Here is a 14,359-nt window from a genome sequence, read left to right on the forward strand (position 1 = left end):
GGTGTCAGACCTTCGATCCTGGGCGGGCACCGTGCTGTGCCCACCGGTAGTTGTCGGCGTCCTGGCCCTGCTCTTCGGCCGAGAGCCCGAAGTACTGCAAAACGGTGCCGAGGTCGGGCGGGCTGATCTCACCGGAGAGCACCCGGTCGATCAGCGACTGGTGACCGGCGAAGCGGTCGGGCCGCTGGGTGAAGATCCACCGGCAGGGCTCCGAGCAGAACAGGTACTTGCGGTCGTTGTGCACGTGGGTCAGCGGGGCCGCATCGGTGTGGGCACCGACGATCACGCCGGCGGCGCGCACGATGGGCAGTTGGCACAGGTTGCAGGTGATCGGCAGGGTCTCGGGCAACGTGGCGGCGATGTCGCCGTTGCGGATGTTGTCGGTGATGACGTCCCAGTGCTTGCCGAAGTCACGGTTCCAGCCGGGGTACTTCTCCTCCAGCCACAGCCGCTCCTCCTCGGAGACCCCGGCGTCGGGGTTCCACCACACCGTGGGCCGGTAGTACCACACGCCCAGATGGATGGCGTGGTGGTACCAGGTCAGTTCGTTGATGAATTCTTCCCAGTACCAGGGCAATTCGAGGCCATAGTCACGGAATTGGTCGGCGAACTGCTTGACCACCCAGTCCTCGATGAACTCCTTGAAGCTCATTCGCCGACTTTCCAGCGGGGTGTAGTAATCCATCGACAGACCCGTCAGCAGCGCGAAGATGCGCCACGACCGCCAGAACATGTGGTCGATCAGGAACTGCCCCCACGCGCCCTCGCCGCTGTCGGTGAGCACCTTGATCGTCGGCTCGCCCTGCTGGGCGTGGCGCGCTTCGTCGGTCTGGATGGAGCTGATCAGGGCGCCGAACTCCAGGTCGCCGACGTCGATGGCGTCGGCTGCCATCCCGAGGAACTGCAGGTTGGTGAATCCGGTCTCCAGGGTGAAGGTCAACTGCAGCGCGATCGACAGCGCGTCGTTGGCCACGAACATGTCGTCGAACAGGTAGCGCACCGCCAGGACGATCCAGTTGTTGGTGTGGAACGCCTTGAGCGCCCAGTCGCCGCGCGGCTCTTTGTCGAGCAGGCCGTAGGGGAAGAATGCCTGGATCTGACCGTGCCGGACCTCGTCGAGGGTGCCGAAGGTTGCGGTGTTGCGCCACGCCGCCGAGCGGCCGAAGCGGCCCATTCGCGCTTCGCCGATGGAGGCCAGGTATTCGGGCATGGTGATGGCGCCGTAGTGCGCCACGATGACCGACTTCCAGCCCGGGTCGAGCTGTTCGAACAGCTTGGACCGCCCGATGGCGTTCTTCAGCGAGTAGGTGGTGGTGTCCTTGGTCACCTGGTTGTGCACGTACTCGCGGTAGCCGACTTTGTAGGGCTCGTCCCACTTGAGCCAGGCCTCGGCGGGAACCCGGTGGGTGCCGGAGAGGTCTTCGGGGAACACCTCCTCCTCGGTCACATAGCGAAACGTCCAGTTGGTGTCGCGGGCTAAGTCGTACCAATCGCTGCGCGAAAGTTTGGGCATGTGTCGTCCTCGGTCGGGCATGAGCTGCGAACTGAGCTGTCGCTCACGGATCGAGACCATGATGCAGTAATTCCCCAGGACTCCTAAGTATTAGGATCAGCCTGATTCACACCATTCGGTACGACGCGGGCAGCGGCTACGCTGCGATCCCGGCGGCAACGCGCGCAGCACTGGGCAGGGGAGGTCACGATGACGGGCACCGACGAACACCCGGCGGACGCGACCGCCATGGCCGCCCGCGCCGTCGGCACACGCGACGGGATCGTGCCCTGAAATCCGGGAGCGAGCGCCACCGCAGCCTGGACTCCAAGATCGTCGCCGCCCTCGACAAGGTCGGCGACGCCCTGCACGTGCTGGCCCGGCGAGCCGCCGAAAACCACGATCTGTCGAGCACGCAGATGCGGGTTCTGGGCTGGCTGCACGTCGGCCCGCCGCCGGCCGCCTACCCCACCACGCTGGCCCGCGAACTCAACGTCACCGATTCCACCGTGAGCGACGCCATCGCCGCGCTGATCCGCAAGGGCCTGGTGGTGCGCACCCCGGACCCCCACGACCGCCGCCGTCACGACCTGTCCCTGACCCCCGAGGGACGCAAGACTGCTGCCCAGATCGCACGTTGGACCGCACCGGCAGAGATCGCCACATCCAAGCTCGAGCGCGCCGAAGCCGAACAACTGCTGGACACGCTGCTGGCCGTGCTGGCCCGACTGCACGACGCACAGATGATTCCCGTCACCCGCGCCTGCAGCACCTGCACGCAACTGGAAAACGTGCACGCCGACCGGCGCAGCTACCGCTGCAAGGTCTACGACATTCCCATGACGATTCCGGATCTGCGAGTCGACTGCGCCGACCACGTCCCGGCATAGCAGACGCCCCGCGCGAATCGGATCGCAGAGCGGGCCGGAAGGTCAGGCGGCCAGCACCGCGTCCAGCGCGGAGTAGAACAGTCCGAGGCCGTCATCGCTCGGCCCGGTCAGCGCCTCGATGGCGTGCTCCGGATGCGGCATCAGCCCGACCACCCGGCCGTTGGCCGAGCTCACCCCGGCGATGTCGCGCAGCGAGCCGTTGATGTTGTCGAGGTAGCGGAAGACCACCCGGTCCTCGCCCTCCAGTTCGTCGAGCACCGCCTCGGAGGCGACGTAGCGGCCCTCGCCGGACTTCAGCGGCACCAGCAGGTCGGCGTCGGCCTCGAACCGCGACGTCCAGGCCGTGGAGGTGGATGCCACCCGCAGCCACACGTCGCGGCAGACGAAGTGCAGGCCGACGTTGCGGGTCAGCGCACCCGGCAGCAGGCCCGCCTCGCAGAGCACCTGAAAACCGTTGCAGATGCCGAGCACGGGCATTCCCCGGTTGGCCGCGGCAACCACCTCCCCCATCACCGGGGCGAACCGGGCGATGGCGCCGGCCCGCAGGTAGTCGCCGTAGGAGAAGCCACCGGGTACCACGACGGCGTCGACACCCTTGAGGTCGGCGTCGGCGTGCCAGAGGCTGACGGCCTCGGCACCGACGAACCGCACCGCGCGGGCGGCGTCGACGTCGTCGAGGGTGCCGGGGAAGGTGATGACGCCGACCCGCGCGCTCACGGCGTCTCCCGGCTGACGGTGAAGTCCTCGATCACCGTGTTGGCCAGCAGAGACTCGGCGATCTCGGCCAGCGTGGCATCGTCGATCGAGTCATCGACCTCGAGCTCGAAACGCTTGCCCTGCCGGACGTCCGACACGCCGGTGTGGCCGAGGCGAGAAAGCGCTCCGAGGATGGCCTGACCCTGCGGGTCGAGGATCTCGGCTTTGGGCATCACGTGCACAACCACCCGGGCCACGCGCGCTCCCTACTGTCGACGGGGAATCGGTCGCGTCAACAATACCGATGCCTGTCCGCGGCGCCGGAGCGCACAATCAATCCATGCAATTGACCCACTTCGGCCATTCCTGCCTGCTCGCCGATTTCGGCGATGCCTCGGTGCTGTTCGATCCGGGCAACTTCTCGCACGGGTTCGAGGGCATCACGGGTCTGGCCGCGATCCTCATCACCCATCAGCACCCCGACCATGTCGACCTCACACGGCTTCCGGCCGTGCTCGACGGCAACCCCGGCGCCGCGCTCTACGCCGACCCGCAGACCGCCGCCCAGCTGGGTCCGCCCTGGCAGCCGGTGCACGTCGGGGACGCTTTCGACGTCGGCCCGCTGCGGGTCCGCGGGGTGGGCGGGCGGCACGCCGTGATCCATCCGGAGCTGCCGATGATCGACAACATCTCCTACCTGGTCGGCGATGCCGAACATGCCGCGCGGCTGATGCACCCCGGCGACGCGTTGTTCGTGCCCGGAGAACCGGTGGACGTGCTGGCGGCGCCGGCCGCGGCGCCGTGGATGAAGATCTCCGAGGCGGTCGACTACCTGCGCGCGGTGGCGCCGCGCGTCGCGGTACCGATCCACCAGGGCATCATCGCCGCCGATGCCCAGGGGATCTATCACGGGCGCCTGGCCGAGATGGGCCGCGCCGACTTCCGGGTCCTGCCGCAGGAGAACGCCGTCACCCTCTAGCCAGGCCTGCAACTAGGCGATGTCGCCGGCGGCACCTCGCCCGGCGGCCCGCCCGGAGAAGATGCAACCGCCCAGGAACGTGCCTTCCAGCGCCCGGTAGCCGTGCACACCGCCGCCCCCGAATCCAGCCACCTCGCCGGCCGCGTACAGTCCGTCGATCGGCTTGCCGTCCGCGCCCACCACCCGGGAGTCAAGGTCGGTTTCCAAGCCCCCCAGCGTTTTCCGGGTCAGGATGTGCAGCTTCACCGCGATCAGGGGTCCCGCGGACGGGTCGGTCAGCCGGTGCGGGGCCACCACCCGGCCCAGCCGGTCACCCAGGTAGGCCCGGGCGCCGCGGATCGCGGTGATCTGGCCGTCCTTGCTGAATCGGTTCACCACCTCGCGGTCGCGCGCGGTGACCTCGGCCTCGACGGTGGCGTAGTCCAACGGCAGCACGTCGGGCAGGTCGTTCATCGCTGCCACCAGATCCCGCAGCGTCGTCGCCTGCACGAAGTCCACCCCGCGGTCGATGAACGCCTGCACCGGTGGGGGCGGCCCCGAGCTGACCCGCGATCGGACCAGCTGACGCACGCTGCGGCTGGTCAGGTCGGGGTTCTGCTCTTGGCCCGACAGCGCGAATTCCTTCTCGATGATCTGCCGGTTCAGCACGAACCAGGTGTAGTCCTGACCGGAGCGGGCGATGTGCTCCAGCGTGCCCAGGGTGTCAAAGCCCGGATACAACGGCCCGGGCAGGCGCACGCCGGATGCGTCCAGCCACAGCGGCGACGGACCGGGGATGATCCGGATGCCGTGGCCCGGCCAGACCGGGTCGTAGTTGGTGATGCCCTCGGTGTAGTGCCACATCCGGTCCCGGTTGATAACCCGGGCGCCGGCGGCCTCGGTGATACCGATCATCCGGCCGTCGACGTGGGCGGGCACCCCGGCCAGCAGTTGCGCGGGGACCCGGCCCATGCGCTGCGGCCAGTTCTGCCGAACCAGGTCGAGGTTGCCCCCGATACCGCCGCTGGTCACCAGGACCGCGGCGGCACCGAACTCGAACTGCCCGATCGCTGTCCGCGAGGAAGCCACCCCGCGTGCCGCGGTGCAGGATTCGAGCACGCTGCCCCGCACCCCGCTCACCCGGCCGGCCTCGACGATCAGTTCGTCGACCCGGTGCCGATGGGCGAACCGGACCTTGGGGTTGCCCCGGAGCCGGCGGGCGAAGATCTCCACCAGGGCGGGGCCGGTCCCCCACGTGATGTGGAAGCGGGGGACCGAGTTGCCGTGCCCGATCGCACCGTAGCCGCCCCGCTCGGCCCACCCCACCAGCGGGAAGATCTTCAGACCGCGGTCCCGAAGCCAGCTGCGCTTCTCGCCGGAGGCGAAGTCCACATAGGCGTGCGCCCATTGCCGCGGCCAGTGATCCTCGGGCCGGTCGAAGCCCGCGGTGCCCAGCCAATCCTGCAGTGCCAGTTCGTGACTGTCGCGAATCCCGAGCCGGCGCTGCTCGGGGCTGTCGACGAGGAACAGCCCCCCGAAAGACCAGTACGCCTGTCCCCCGAGGTTGGCGCTGTTCTCCTGGTCGACGATGAGCACACTGCGGCCCCGGTCCACCAGTTCGCAGGCCGCGACCAGGCCTGCCAGTCCCGCCCCGACGACGATCGCGTCAGCGTCCGCCCTATCGCTCATGGCGTGACAGCGTATCGAGTCAGGCGCTCAGCTCAGAGGCCACGTCGACCGGTGGGAGGGGCCAGCGATAGCGCTCCGGCCGGCAGCCGTGCCCCAACGCCGCGTCCGCCGCATCCAGCATCGCCTCGGCCACGCCCGGCTTGGCGAGCGCCCGGGCACCCACCGACAACCGCACCATGCCGCCGCGGCGCGCGATGCGCTCGCCGGTCGCCACCACCATCCGGCACCACCAGGGCGCGGTGAGGAATCCTCCCCCGATGCCGAGCACACGCGCCCGCACGGTGTGCTCGGGCATCAGGTCGGTCACACCGTGCAGACCGGCCAGCAGCCGGAAGCCGTTACGCGGCAACGCTCTGAGTGTTCCCGGCGACACCGTCCAGCCGGGGGCGGCGAACAACCGGGTGCGCAGTCCCAGGTGCTCGAGCACGCGGTCGGCGCCGAGCAGCCGCAGATTGGCCTCGTGGGCCGCCAGCGTGGCGAACTCGCCGCGCCGCTTCTTGGTGGCCGCCTCGTCGAAACCGTGCAAAACGATCGCGGCGCCCGCCGCGCGCCGCTGCGCCAGCCACGCCACCGTTTCGGGGTCGCGGTCCAGCCGGTAACCGGCACCCAGTCGCGGCGCCACCAGCAGCGATACCGGCACTGCCCGGGCGTCGAGTTCCGCGCAGAAGGCCTCGGCGCGGTCACGGGTGTGCACCCCGATACCGGAGACGGAAACGATCAGTTGTCCGGCCACGCCTTCAGTGTGACCAGCGCAGGTGTCCAGCCGGTGACGTCGAGGAGGACACCGGATAGCGCGCTGGGTTACGCCCGGCGGCGGCTGTGGTCGGCCGGGTCGGTGCTGGTGGCGGCGATCGCCTTGAGCCGGGCCAGATCGCGGGGGTGCAGGCCGGGCGTAGCCTCCAACGATTCCACCAGCAGGTCGGTCTGTTCCCGCAGGGCGGGCAGGTGCTCGGGCCGGCCCGACTCCTTGACGTGGGCGATCAGCATCCGCACCACCCGCAGGATCGTCGCCGCGACCAGGGGCTGGCTGGGCGCGGCCTGGCGAAGCTGGTCGAAACCGTGCGCGATGTATTCCTTGGGGTCGAGGTCCCAGGGCCGCAAGAGGACTCGCCCTTCGGGGCCGGCCACCGCGCGAGGCCGGGGTGGGGCCACCAGCACCCGCCGCAGCAGGCTGCCCACCCGCAGCGTCGCCTCCACCGCCGTGGTCGGGTCGTTGATCGCCGAGCTGAGCGCACGCAACCCGATGTCGACCAACTGGCGGAACGCGAAGTCGACGTCCTCCTGCATGGTGCGGCTGCCGCTGACGACGATGGCCCTGGGCAGCTTGCGCCGCACCCGGTCCGGGTTCTCCGGTACCGGCCAGATGGTGACCAGCGGCTGCCCGAGGTGGATGTAGGCGCCCACCCGGGTGTCCAGCCTGATGGTCGTGCCGGGCGGAATGGCCGCCAGCAGCCGTTCGGCGTCGACCTGGCTGACCCAGCCGTTGCCCGGCGAGGTCAGCCGCAGCGCCTCCGCCGGGGCGTTCATTTCGGCGTCGGGAGCGGGCTGTTCGTGGACGGCGGCGGCCACGACCGCATCGATCACCGTGGCCCCCTCGGCCGCGATCTCGCGCACCACCTGGCCGACCTCCAGCCGGTGGGCCAGGTGATCGACGTGGCCGATGATCGTGACCACCGTGGCGATCGTCAGCACGATCGCCACGGTCACGGTCAGCGGTGGAGCCGGGACGGGCGAGGATCCATCGAGGTCGGGCAGGCTCAGCACGCAGTACACGAATGTCGCGACCAGCAGACCGATCACGACCTGGCTGAGCCGGTCGCGAATGAACCACCGCATCACCCGCGGCGACAGCTGCGAACTCGCCAGCTGCAGGCTGACGATGGTCAAGGAGAAGATGACACCGGCCGTGGTGATCGTGGCGCCGGCGATGGTGGAGAGCAGCGTGGTGGCCACGCCGCTGTCCATTTTCAGAAGATAGCGCGGCGACGGACCGATGTTGCGGTCAGCCACTCGGGTGATGACGGCCAGCGCCATCCCGCCGAAGACGATCAACAGCGGCAGCGCGAACAGGCTCTCTCGGAACCGGTACGCCAGCGCCGCCGCCCGCACACTGGGGAAGCGTTCCGACTGGGTGCTCATCAGCCAGGCAGGACGGCTTCGATAGCGGCAATCACCTCGGGAGCGTCCGGCACGGTGGTCGGCCGGAAGCGGTTGACTACGGTGGCGCCCGGGGCGAGCAGGAACTTCTCGAAGTTCCACTGCACATCGCCGGCCGCACCTTCGGCGTCGGCGGCTTTGGTCAGCTCGGCATACAGCGGGTGGCGATCCGCTCCATTGACGTCGGTCTTGACCAGCAGCGGAAACGTCACGCCGTAGGTGGTGGAGCAGAAGGTCTGGATCTCCTCCGCGGTTCCGGGCTCCTGGCCCATGAACTGGTTGCAGGGCACGCCAAGGACCGTCAGTCCCCGCTCGGCATAGTCGCGCGCGAGCTTCTCCAGGGCGCCGTACTGCGGGGTCAGCCCGCACTTGGAGGCGACGTTGACCACCAGGACGGCACGGTCGGCGAAGTCAGCCAGCGAGGTGGAACGGCCGTCGAGGGTGGTCAGCGGGATTTCGGCGAGGCTCATGGCCGCGACGTTACCCGCAGTCCACCACCGCCAGCAGCCAGGCGTAAGAGAACGCGATCTCCTTCCAGCGTTCGTATCGCCCGGAGATTCCACCGTGACCGGCGTTCATCTCGGTTTTCAGCAACACCGGGTTGTCATCGGTCTTGGTGTGTCGCAGTGCCGCGATCCACTTCGCCGGCTCGACGTAGTACACCCGGGTGTCGTGCAGCGAGGTCATCGCCAGGATCGGCGGGTAGTCCCGGCGAGCTACGTTCTCGTACGGCGAGTAGGACTTCATGTAGCGGTAGACCTCCTTGTCCTCCAAGGGGTTTCCCCACTCGTCCCACTCGGTCACGGTCAACGGCAGCGACGGGTCCAAGATGGTGGTCAGCGGGTCGACGAACGGCACCTGGGCCACCACTCCGGCGAACAGTTCCGGCGCCAGGTTGGTCACCGCGCCCATCAGCAGCCCACCGGCGCTGCCCCCCATGGCGACCAGGCGGCCCTGCCGGCAGATGCCCGCATCGATCAGGTGGCGGCCCACCGCGACGAAGTCGGTGAAGCTGTTCTTCTTTTCCAGCATTTTGCCGTGCTCGTACCACAGCCGGCCCAGTTCACCACCGCCGCGGACGTGGGCCACGGCATACACCATGCCCCGGTCCAGCAGCGACAACCGGGCGATGGAGAACTGGGGATCCTCGCACATCTCATAGGCGCCGTAGCCGTAAAGCAGCGTGGGAGCGGGAAGTTCGAGGTCGGCCCGGTGTACCACCGACACCGGGACGCGGGTGCCGTCCTCGGCATAGGCCCAGTCGCGGTACTCGACGTAGTCGGTGCTGCGGTACTCGCCCAGCACCGGCTGCTCTCGCAGCAGGGTTCGCTCACCGGTGGGCAGGTCGATGTCGTAGATCCGCACCGGGGTGATGAACGAGGTTGCGCCCACCCGCAGTTTCGGGGCGTCCCAGTTCGGGTTGGCCGCCAGACCCGCAGACGTCAACTCGGTGTCGAACGTGATCTCCTGCGGCGGTAGGACATCACCGTCGTCGCCGATCGGCCACAGCTGGAGGCGAGGCAGGCCCTCGGCCCGGTACCCCACCACCAGATGGCGCGCGAAGGCATCCACCGAGTCGAGCCGCACGTCGTCTCTGCCGGGGATCAGCGTCTGCTGCGTGGCGGGGTCGGCGGCCGTCGATACCGGCACCTGCACCAGCGTGAAATTGACTGCCCCATCGTTGTGCAGGATCAGGAAACGGTCTTGACCGCCGATGACTGCGTGTTCCACCGAGTACTCGACGCCCTCGCGGCGGGGCAGGACCACGGTGAACTCTGCATCGGAGTTCGCGGCGTCGGCGTAGCGCACTTCGGAGGTGATCGACGAACCGGCGGCGATCAACACGTAGGAGTCACTGCGGGTTCGCCCTACCGCCAACCAGAATCGCTCGTCGGCCTCGTGGTAGACCTGTTCGGCCGAGTCCGCCGGGTCGCCGACCCGATAGCGCCACACGGTATCCGGCCGCCAGGCTTCGTCGACGGTCACGTAGTAGACGGTCCGGTTGTCGGTCGCCCAGGTCACCCCGGCGCCGATCCCGGCGATCTCCCCGGGCAACAGTTCGCCGGAACGAAGGTCCTTGAACCGCAGGGTGTATCGCTCGTCGCCGACGACGTCGACCGAGTAGGCCAGGAGGTTGCCGTCCGGGCTGACGCTGGCGGCACCGAGCGCGAAGAAATCGTGCCCGTCGGCCTCGGCGTTCTGGTCGAGCAGCACCTGCTCGCCCGGGATCGCGGTATTCTCGTCGAGTTCCGGCGGAGTCCAGTCGTCGGGGTCGGCGACCGGGCAGCGGCACTGCACGCCGTACTGCTTGCCTTCGAAGGTCCTGGCGTAATACCACCAGTCGTCGCGGCGGGCGGGTACCGACAGGTCGGTCTCCTTGGTACGGGCTTTGATCTCGTCGAAAATGCTGCTCCGCAAGGAGTCCAGGCGGGCGGTGACCGCCTCGGTGTAAGCGTTTTCGGCTTCCAGGTGGGCGATCACCGCGGGGTCGGACTTGTCCCGCAGCCACTCGTAGGGGTCGACGAAGACGTCGCCGTGGTGGGTGCGCGTGCTGTCGACCCGTTTGGCCGTCGGCGGGGCGGGAAGACTCTGCTGCTCGGCGGTCATGCTCCGGGACCGACCCAGTCATCGAAGGACAGGCCTGAAATACGTTCGTAGGCCTCGACGTAACGGGCGCGGGTAGCGGCGATGATGTCGTCGGGAAGTGGTGGGGGCGGCTGGTCCCCGGATCGGTCCCACCCGGATTCCGGGCTGGTCAGCCAGTTGCGGACGAACTGCTTGTCGAAGCTCTCCTGCACCACCCCGGGCCGATAGTCGTCGGCGGGCCAGTACCGCGACGAGTCGGGAGTGAACACCTCGTCGGCGAGCACCAGGTTGTCGTGCTCGTCGACGCCGAATTCGAACTTGGTGTCGGCGATGATGATCCCCTTGGTCAGGGCGTGGTCGGCGGCCTGCACATAAGTTGCCAGGGTGCGGTCGCGCAGCTGGCCGGCCCGGACCGGGCCCACCAGGTCGATCACCTGGGCGAACGAGATGTTCTCGTCGTGTGCGCCGATCTCGGCCTTGGTCGCCGGTGTGAAGATCGGATTGACGAACTTGCTGGCCTCCACCAGACCCTCCGGCAGGGGGATGCCGCACACGGCGCCAGTGCGCTGGTAGTCCAGCAGGCCGGAGCCGGTCAGGTAGCCGCGTGCGACGCACTCGACGGGCATCATCTGCAGCTGACGAACCACCAGGGCGCGGCCGAGTACCTCGTCGGGGATACGCGGGTCGTCGGGAGGGCCGGCCAGATGGTTGGGAGCCTCGACGAGGTCGAAGAAGAAGACACTCATCGCGGTCAGGATGCGGCCCTTGTCGGGGATCTCGCTGTCGAGGACGTAGTCGAACGCGGAAATCCGGTCGGTGGCCACGAACAGCAGGTGCTGGTCGTCTATCCGGTAGAGCTCGCGGACTTTGCCGCTGGCCAGGTGCTGGTAATCGGTGAGCGCGGGTCGCGACATTGCGTCAGCCTAATGGGCAGCGCATGGCCGACCCCAATCCAGCGCAGCGCACCTCATATGACTTACAGTGAATTGTCAGACTTTTCATACCTAACACATAGCAGCATCGGCCCCAAGGTAGCGACTGATGACATACGCACACACCGCCAGCACCAACCGCCCACGGCCTCGTCCCACCGGGCGCGCCCGCCTGACCGGAGCTGCCCTGGCGGCCGGGGTGGCCGTCGGTTTCAGCCTGGCACCGGTGAGCGCACCTGTCGCCCAGGCCGACGCCGTCGACGACGTCTTCGACCAGTTCCTGGCCGGTATCGCCGCTGACTGGGGCGACTCGCTGGGCGCGTCTGCGGCCACCTCGTTCGACCTGGCCGAATGGTTCCAGCAATCGATCTACCTGCCCGTCTACAACGGACTCGATCAGTGGCTGGACAGCCAGGCGGGCCAGCAGGTCGCCGACTTCCTGAACGGGTTCGGCTCGTTTGTGATCGGCGACGGCGCCACGGGCAGCGAGGCGAACCCCGACGGCGGTGCCGCCGGTTGGCTGTTCGGCACCGGCGGGGCCGGCTGGGACAGCGACCAAGCCGGCGTCGCCGGCGGGGCCGGTGGCGCGGCAGGGCTTATCGGCAACGGTGGCGCGGGCGGCGCGGGCGGTGAAGACGCCGGCGGCGCCGGCGGCGCAGGCGGCTGGTTGCTGGGCAACGGCGGTGTCGGCGGCGCCGGCGGCGAGGGCGGCTACGGCGGCGACGGCGGCCACGGCATCGGCCTGTTCGCCGCCGGCGGCCACGGCGGGGACGCCGGCGACGGCGTCAGCGCCGCGGCGGCGGCCGGCTTCCCGCGCCCGGCGCTGGGCGGGGCGGGCGGCAATGCCGGCCTGTTCGGCACCCACGGCTCCGTCGGCGCCTTCGGCACCTTGGACAGCGGCCCGCCGATCGGCAGCGGAGCTTTCAGCACCGCCGGCACCTGGCTCACCGACGCCGACGGCCGGGTGCTGATCCTGCACGGGGTCAACGAGGTCAACAAATACGCGCCCTTCAGCCCGGAGGCCGACCACTTCGACGAGCAGGATGCGGCGTACCTGGCCGCCAACGGCATCAACGCGGTTCGCGTCGGCGTCATCTGGGCCGCGGTGGAGCCCAGCCCCGGCCAGATCGACTACGACTATCTGGCGTCGATCAAGGGCACCGTGGACCTCCTCGGTTCCTACGGCATCGTCAGCGTCATCGACATGCACCAGGACCTGTACAGCGATGTCATCACCGGCATCGGCGACGGGGCGCCGGAGTGGGCGGTGCAGACCGGCGATGCGATCAACATCAACTTCGGCTGGCCGTGGAACTACCCGCTCAATGCCGCGGTGAACCACGCCTGGGACGCGTTTTGGAACAACTCCCCCGGACCCGACGGCCTAGGCCTGCAGAACCATTACGCCGGGATGTTCCAGGCCGTCGCCGGCTACCTGAACGGCAATCCCCACGTCGCCGGCTACGAGATCATGAACGAGCCCTGGCCGGGCTCGGGCTACCTGTCGACAGCGTTCGGCAACCCGTTCTTCGACACCCAGCAGTTGTCACCGTTCTACGAGCAGGTGACAGCGGCGATCCGCTCGGTGGACCCGAGCACCCCGGTCATCTTCGGGTCCAACACGCTGTTCGGCAACCTGCCGGTGCCCACCTTCGTGACCCCGCCGGATGACCCGAACACCATCTTCGCCTTCCACAGCTACTGCCCGTGGTACGAGGTCTTGGGCAGCGACTTCGGCTGCGGGGCCTACGAGGGCTACATCATGCACCACGCCGCGGCCTACTCGCAGGCCAACGGCGTGCCGGCGCTGCTCACCGAGTTCGGCAACACCACCAACCCCGGCGTCATCAACGGCGCCACCGGTGCCGCCAACCAGCACGGCTTCGGCTGGCTTTTCTGGGACTACAACAACGTCCTCGTCCGTGATATGGAGCAGCCGCCGGTCGGTGACAACGTGGCAACCGACGCGGTGAACGCGCTGGCGGCGCCTTACCCGCAGGCAGTGGCCGGCATCCCGGGCAGCTGGTCGTTCAACGACGGCACCTTCGCGTTCAGCTACTCCACCGAGATGGCTGACGGCTCCGGGCAGTTCGCCGCGGGGGCGCACACCAACATCTCGGTGCCGCCCAGCCTCTATCCGGACGGCTACCAGGTAGCGGTCACCGGCGGGCACGTGGTCTCGGCCGCCAACGCCCCCGTGCTGGTGATCGCCTCCAATGCCGGGGCGGGCACCGTCACGGTGACGGTGACGGCCAACGGCTGAGTTCGCTTCGGCCGCCGGACGGGCTTCGGTGTGCTGGGATCGCAGGTATGACGTCCCGCCTGCTGCCCTATGCCACCTCCCCTGGCCGCTTGCTGGCCCAGCTGTTCAGCGATCTGATGGTCGCGGCGTGGACCTGCCTGTGGGTGCTGGTGGCGCTGGCGGTGCACGGTGCCGTGACCACCATCGCCGGTGTGGGTCGGCAGTTCGAGCGGGGGGCCACCGGTGTGGCCGACAGTTTGGCCTCGGCCGGCAAGAGCGCGGACCGTATCCCGCTGGTGGGTGACGCGGTGAGCAAGCCGCTCACCGCAGCCGGGCATGCCGCGGTCGACATCGCGGGTGCCGGCCACAACCTGAACACCACCGCCGGGTGGCTGGCCTATGTGCTGGCATTCGCTGTCGCGGCCCCGCCGATTCTGGCGGTGGCCATGCCGTGGCTGGCCTTGCGGCTGCGTTTCTTCCTGCGTAAACGAGCGGTGTTGGGCCTGTACTCCAGCCCGGCCGGGCAGCAGTTGCTGGCGCTGCGTGCCCTGACCAATCGCCCGTTGGGGAAGCTGACCGCGGTCAGCCCCGACCCGGCCGGAGCCTGGCGGCACGCCGACCCGACGGTCATCGGCCGTTTGGCCGCCTTGGAACTGCATGCCGCGGGCTTGGCCCGGCGATCTCGGGGCGGTCCCGTTCCGTGAGCGACCGGTATTG

General features: G+C 68.8%; 13 protein-coding genes. 4 read left to right on the forward strand and 9 right to left on the reverse strand.

Annotated features, from left to right (window positions below; genetic code table 11):
* Window positions 1–4: 4 nt before the first annotated feature.
* Complete coding sequence (locus G6N14_RS14755; protein WP_085135799.1) at window positions 5–1,513, reverse strand: aromatic/alkene/methane monooxygenase hydroxylase/oxygenase subunit alpha; 1,509 nt, start codon at window positions 1,511–1,513, stop codon at window positions 5–7.
* Window positions 1,514–1,863: 350 nt separating this feature from the next.
* Here G6N14_RS14755 and G6N14_RS14760 point away from each other — a divergent pair, with 350 nt between their 5' ends.
* Window positions 1,864–2,382, forward strand: a complete 519-nt coding sequence (locus G6N14_RS14760; RefSeq protein WP_085135800.1) for a MarR family winged helix-turn-helix transcriptional regulator — start codon at window positions 1,864–1,866, stop codon at window positions 2,380–2,382.
* Window positions 2,383–2,424: 42 nt separating this feature from the next.
* Here the strand turns inward: G6N14_RS14760 and purQ are convergent, their stop codons facing one another.
* Together purQ and purS are read right to left on the reverse strand one after the other, a co-directional pair.
* Complete coding sequence (gene purQ, locus G6N14_RS14765) at window positions 2,425–3,099, reverse strand: phosphoribosylformylglycinamidine synthase subunit PurQ (RefSeq protein ID WP_085135801.1); 675 nt, start codon at window positions 3,097–3,099, stop codon at window positions 2,425–2,427.
* A complete protein-coding gene (gene purS, locus G6N14_RS14770) occupies window positions 3,096–3,335 on the reverse strand; it encodes a phosphoribosylformylglycinamidine synthase subunit PurS (RefSeq protein ID WP_085135802.1) in 240 nt (79 codons plus the stop codon). The genes purQ and purS overlap by 4 nt, the downstream gene beginning before the upstream one ends.
* Before the next feature lie 83 nt (window positions 3,336–3,418).
* On the opposite strand from purS, the gene G6N14_RS14775 reads away from it, so the two are divergent.
* The gene (locus G6N14_RS14775; protein WP_085135833.1) at window positions 3,419–4,057 is read left to right on the forward strand and encodes an MBL fold metallo-hydrolase; all 639 of its coding nucleotides are present in this window, start codon (window positions 3,419–3,421) and stop codon (window positions 4,055–4,057) included.
* A gap of 12 nt (window positions 4,058–4,069) precedes the next feature.
* Here the strand turns inward: G6N14_RS14775 and G6N14_RS14780 are convergent, their stop codons facing one another.
* From G6N14_RS14780 to G6N14_RS14805, 6 genes are all read right to left on the reverse strand, one after another.
* Entirely contained in the window at window positions 4,070–5,725 is a 1,656-nt protein-coding gene (locus tag G6N14_RS14780; RefSeq protein WP_085135803.1) for an FAD-binding dehydrogenase, read from the reverse strand.
* Window positions 5,726–5,744: 19 nt separating this feature from the next.
* Window positions 5,745–6,458, reverse strand: a complete 714-nt coding sequence (locus G6N14_RS14785; protein ID WP_085135804.1) for a DUF2334 domain-containing protein — start codon at window positions 6,456–6,458, stop codon at window positions 5,745–5,747.
* Window positions 6,459–6,526: 68 nt separating this feature from the next.
* Window positions 6,527–7,864 (reverse strand): DUF2254 domain-containing protein, encoded by a 1,338-nt coding sequence (locus G6N14_RS14790; protein WP_085135805.1) that lies wholly within the window; start codon window positions 7,862–7,864, stop codon window positions 6,527–6,529.
* The gene (locus G6N14_RS14795) at window positions 7,864–8,352 is read right to left on the reverse strand and encodes a glutathione peroxidase (RefSeq protein WP_085135806.1); all 489 of its coding nucleotides are present in this window, start codon (window positions 8,350–8,352) and stop codon (window positions 7,864–7,866) included. Before G6N14_RS14795 ends, G6N14_RS14790 begins: the two co-directional genes overlap by 1 nt.
* A 10-nt stretch (window positions 8,353–8,362) precedes the next feature.
* On the reverse strand, window positions 8,363–10,489 hold the full coding sequence (locus G6N14_RS14800) for a S9 family peptidase (protein WP_085135807.1): 2,127 nt from the start codon (window positions 10,487–10,489) through the stop codon (window positions 8,363–8,365).
* Complete coding sequence (locus tag G6N14_RS14805) at window positions 10,486–11,382, reverse strand: phosphoribosylaminoimidazolesuccinocarboxamide synthase (protein ID WP_085135808.1); 897 nt, start codon at window positions 11,380–11,382, stop codon at window positions 10,486–10,488. The genes G6N14_RS14800 and G6N14_RS14805 overlap by 4 nt, the downstream gene beginning before the upstream one ends.
* Window positions 11,383–11,509: 127 nt before the next feature.
* On the opposite strand from G6N14_RS14805, the gene G6N14_RS14810 reads away from it, so the two are divergent.
* Together G6N14_RS14810 and G6N14_RS14815 are read left to right on the forward strand one after the other, a co-directional pair.
* A complete protein-coding gene (locus tag G6N14_RS14810) occupies window positions 11,510–13,663 on the forward strand; it encodes a cellulase family glycosylhydrolase (protein ID WP_163787168.1) in 2,154 nt (717 codons plus the stop codon).
* A gap of 47 nt (window positions 13,664–13,710) precedes the next feature.
* Complete coding sequence (locus G6N14_RS14815; protein ID WP_085135810.1) at window positions 13,711–14,346, forward strand: hypothetical protein; 636 nt, start codon at window positions 13,711–13,713, stop codon at window positions 14,344–14,346.
* The last annotated feature ends 13 nt before the right edge of the window (window positions 14,347–14,359 follow it).

This window comes from Mycolicibacter hiberniae, from assembly GCF_010729485.1.
GTDB classification, from domain to species: Bacteria; Actinomycetota; Actinomycetes; order Mycobacteriales; family Mycobacteriaceae; genus Mycobacterium; species Mycobacterium hiberniae.

Coding starts and splice junctions, on each gene's coding strand:
- G6N14_RS14775 (WP_085135833.1), top strand. CDS start 3,419: ATGCAATTGACCCACTTCGGCCATTCCTGCCTGCTCGCCGATTTCGGC.
- G6N14_RS14795 (WP_085135806.1), bottom strand. CDS start 8,352: ATGAGCCTCGCCGAAATCCCGCTGACCACCCTCGACGGCCGTTCCACC.
- G6N14_RS14755 (WP_085135799.1), bottom strand. CDS start 1,513: ATGCCCAAACTTTCGCGCAGCGATTGGTACGACTTAGCCCGCGACACC.
- G6N14_RS14780 (WP_085135803.1), bottom strand. CDS start 5,725: ATGAGCGATAGGGCGGACGCTGACGCGATCGTCGTCGGGGCGGGACTG.
- G6N14_RS14810 (WP_163787168.1), top strand. CDS start 11,510: ATGACATACGCACACACCGCCAGCACCAACCGCCCACGGCCTCGTCCC.
- G6N14_RS14790 (WP_085135805.1), bottom strand. CDS start 7,864: ATGAGCACCCAGTCGGAACGCTTCCCCAGTGTGCGGGCGGCGGCGCTG.
- G6N14_RS14800 (WP_085135807.1), bottom strand. CDS start 10,489: ATGACCGCCGAGCAGCAGAGTCTTCCCGCCCCGCCGACGGCCAAACGG.
- G6N14_RS14815 (WP_085135810.1), top strand. CDS start 13,711: ATGACGTCCCGCCTGCTGCCCTATGCCACCTCCCCTGGCCGCTTGCTG.
- G6N14_RS14805 (WP_085135808.1), bottom strand. CDS start 11,382: ATGTCGCGACCCGCGCTCACCGATTACCAGCACCTGGCCAGCGGCAAA.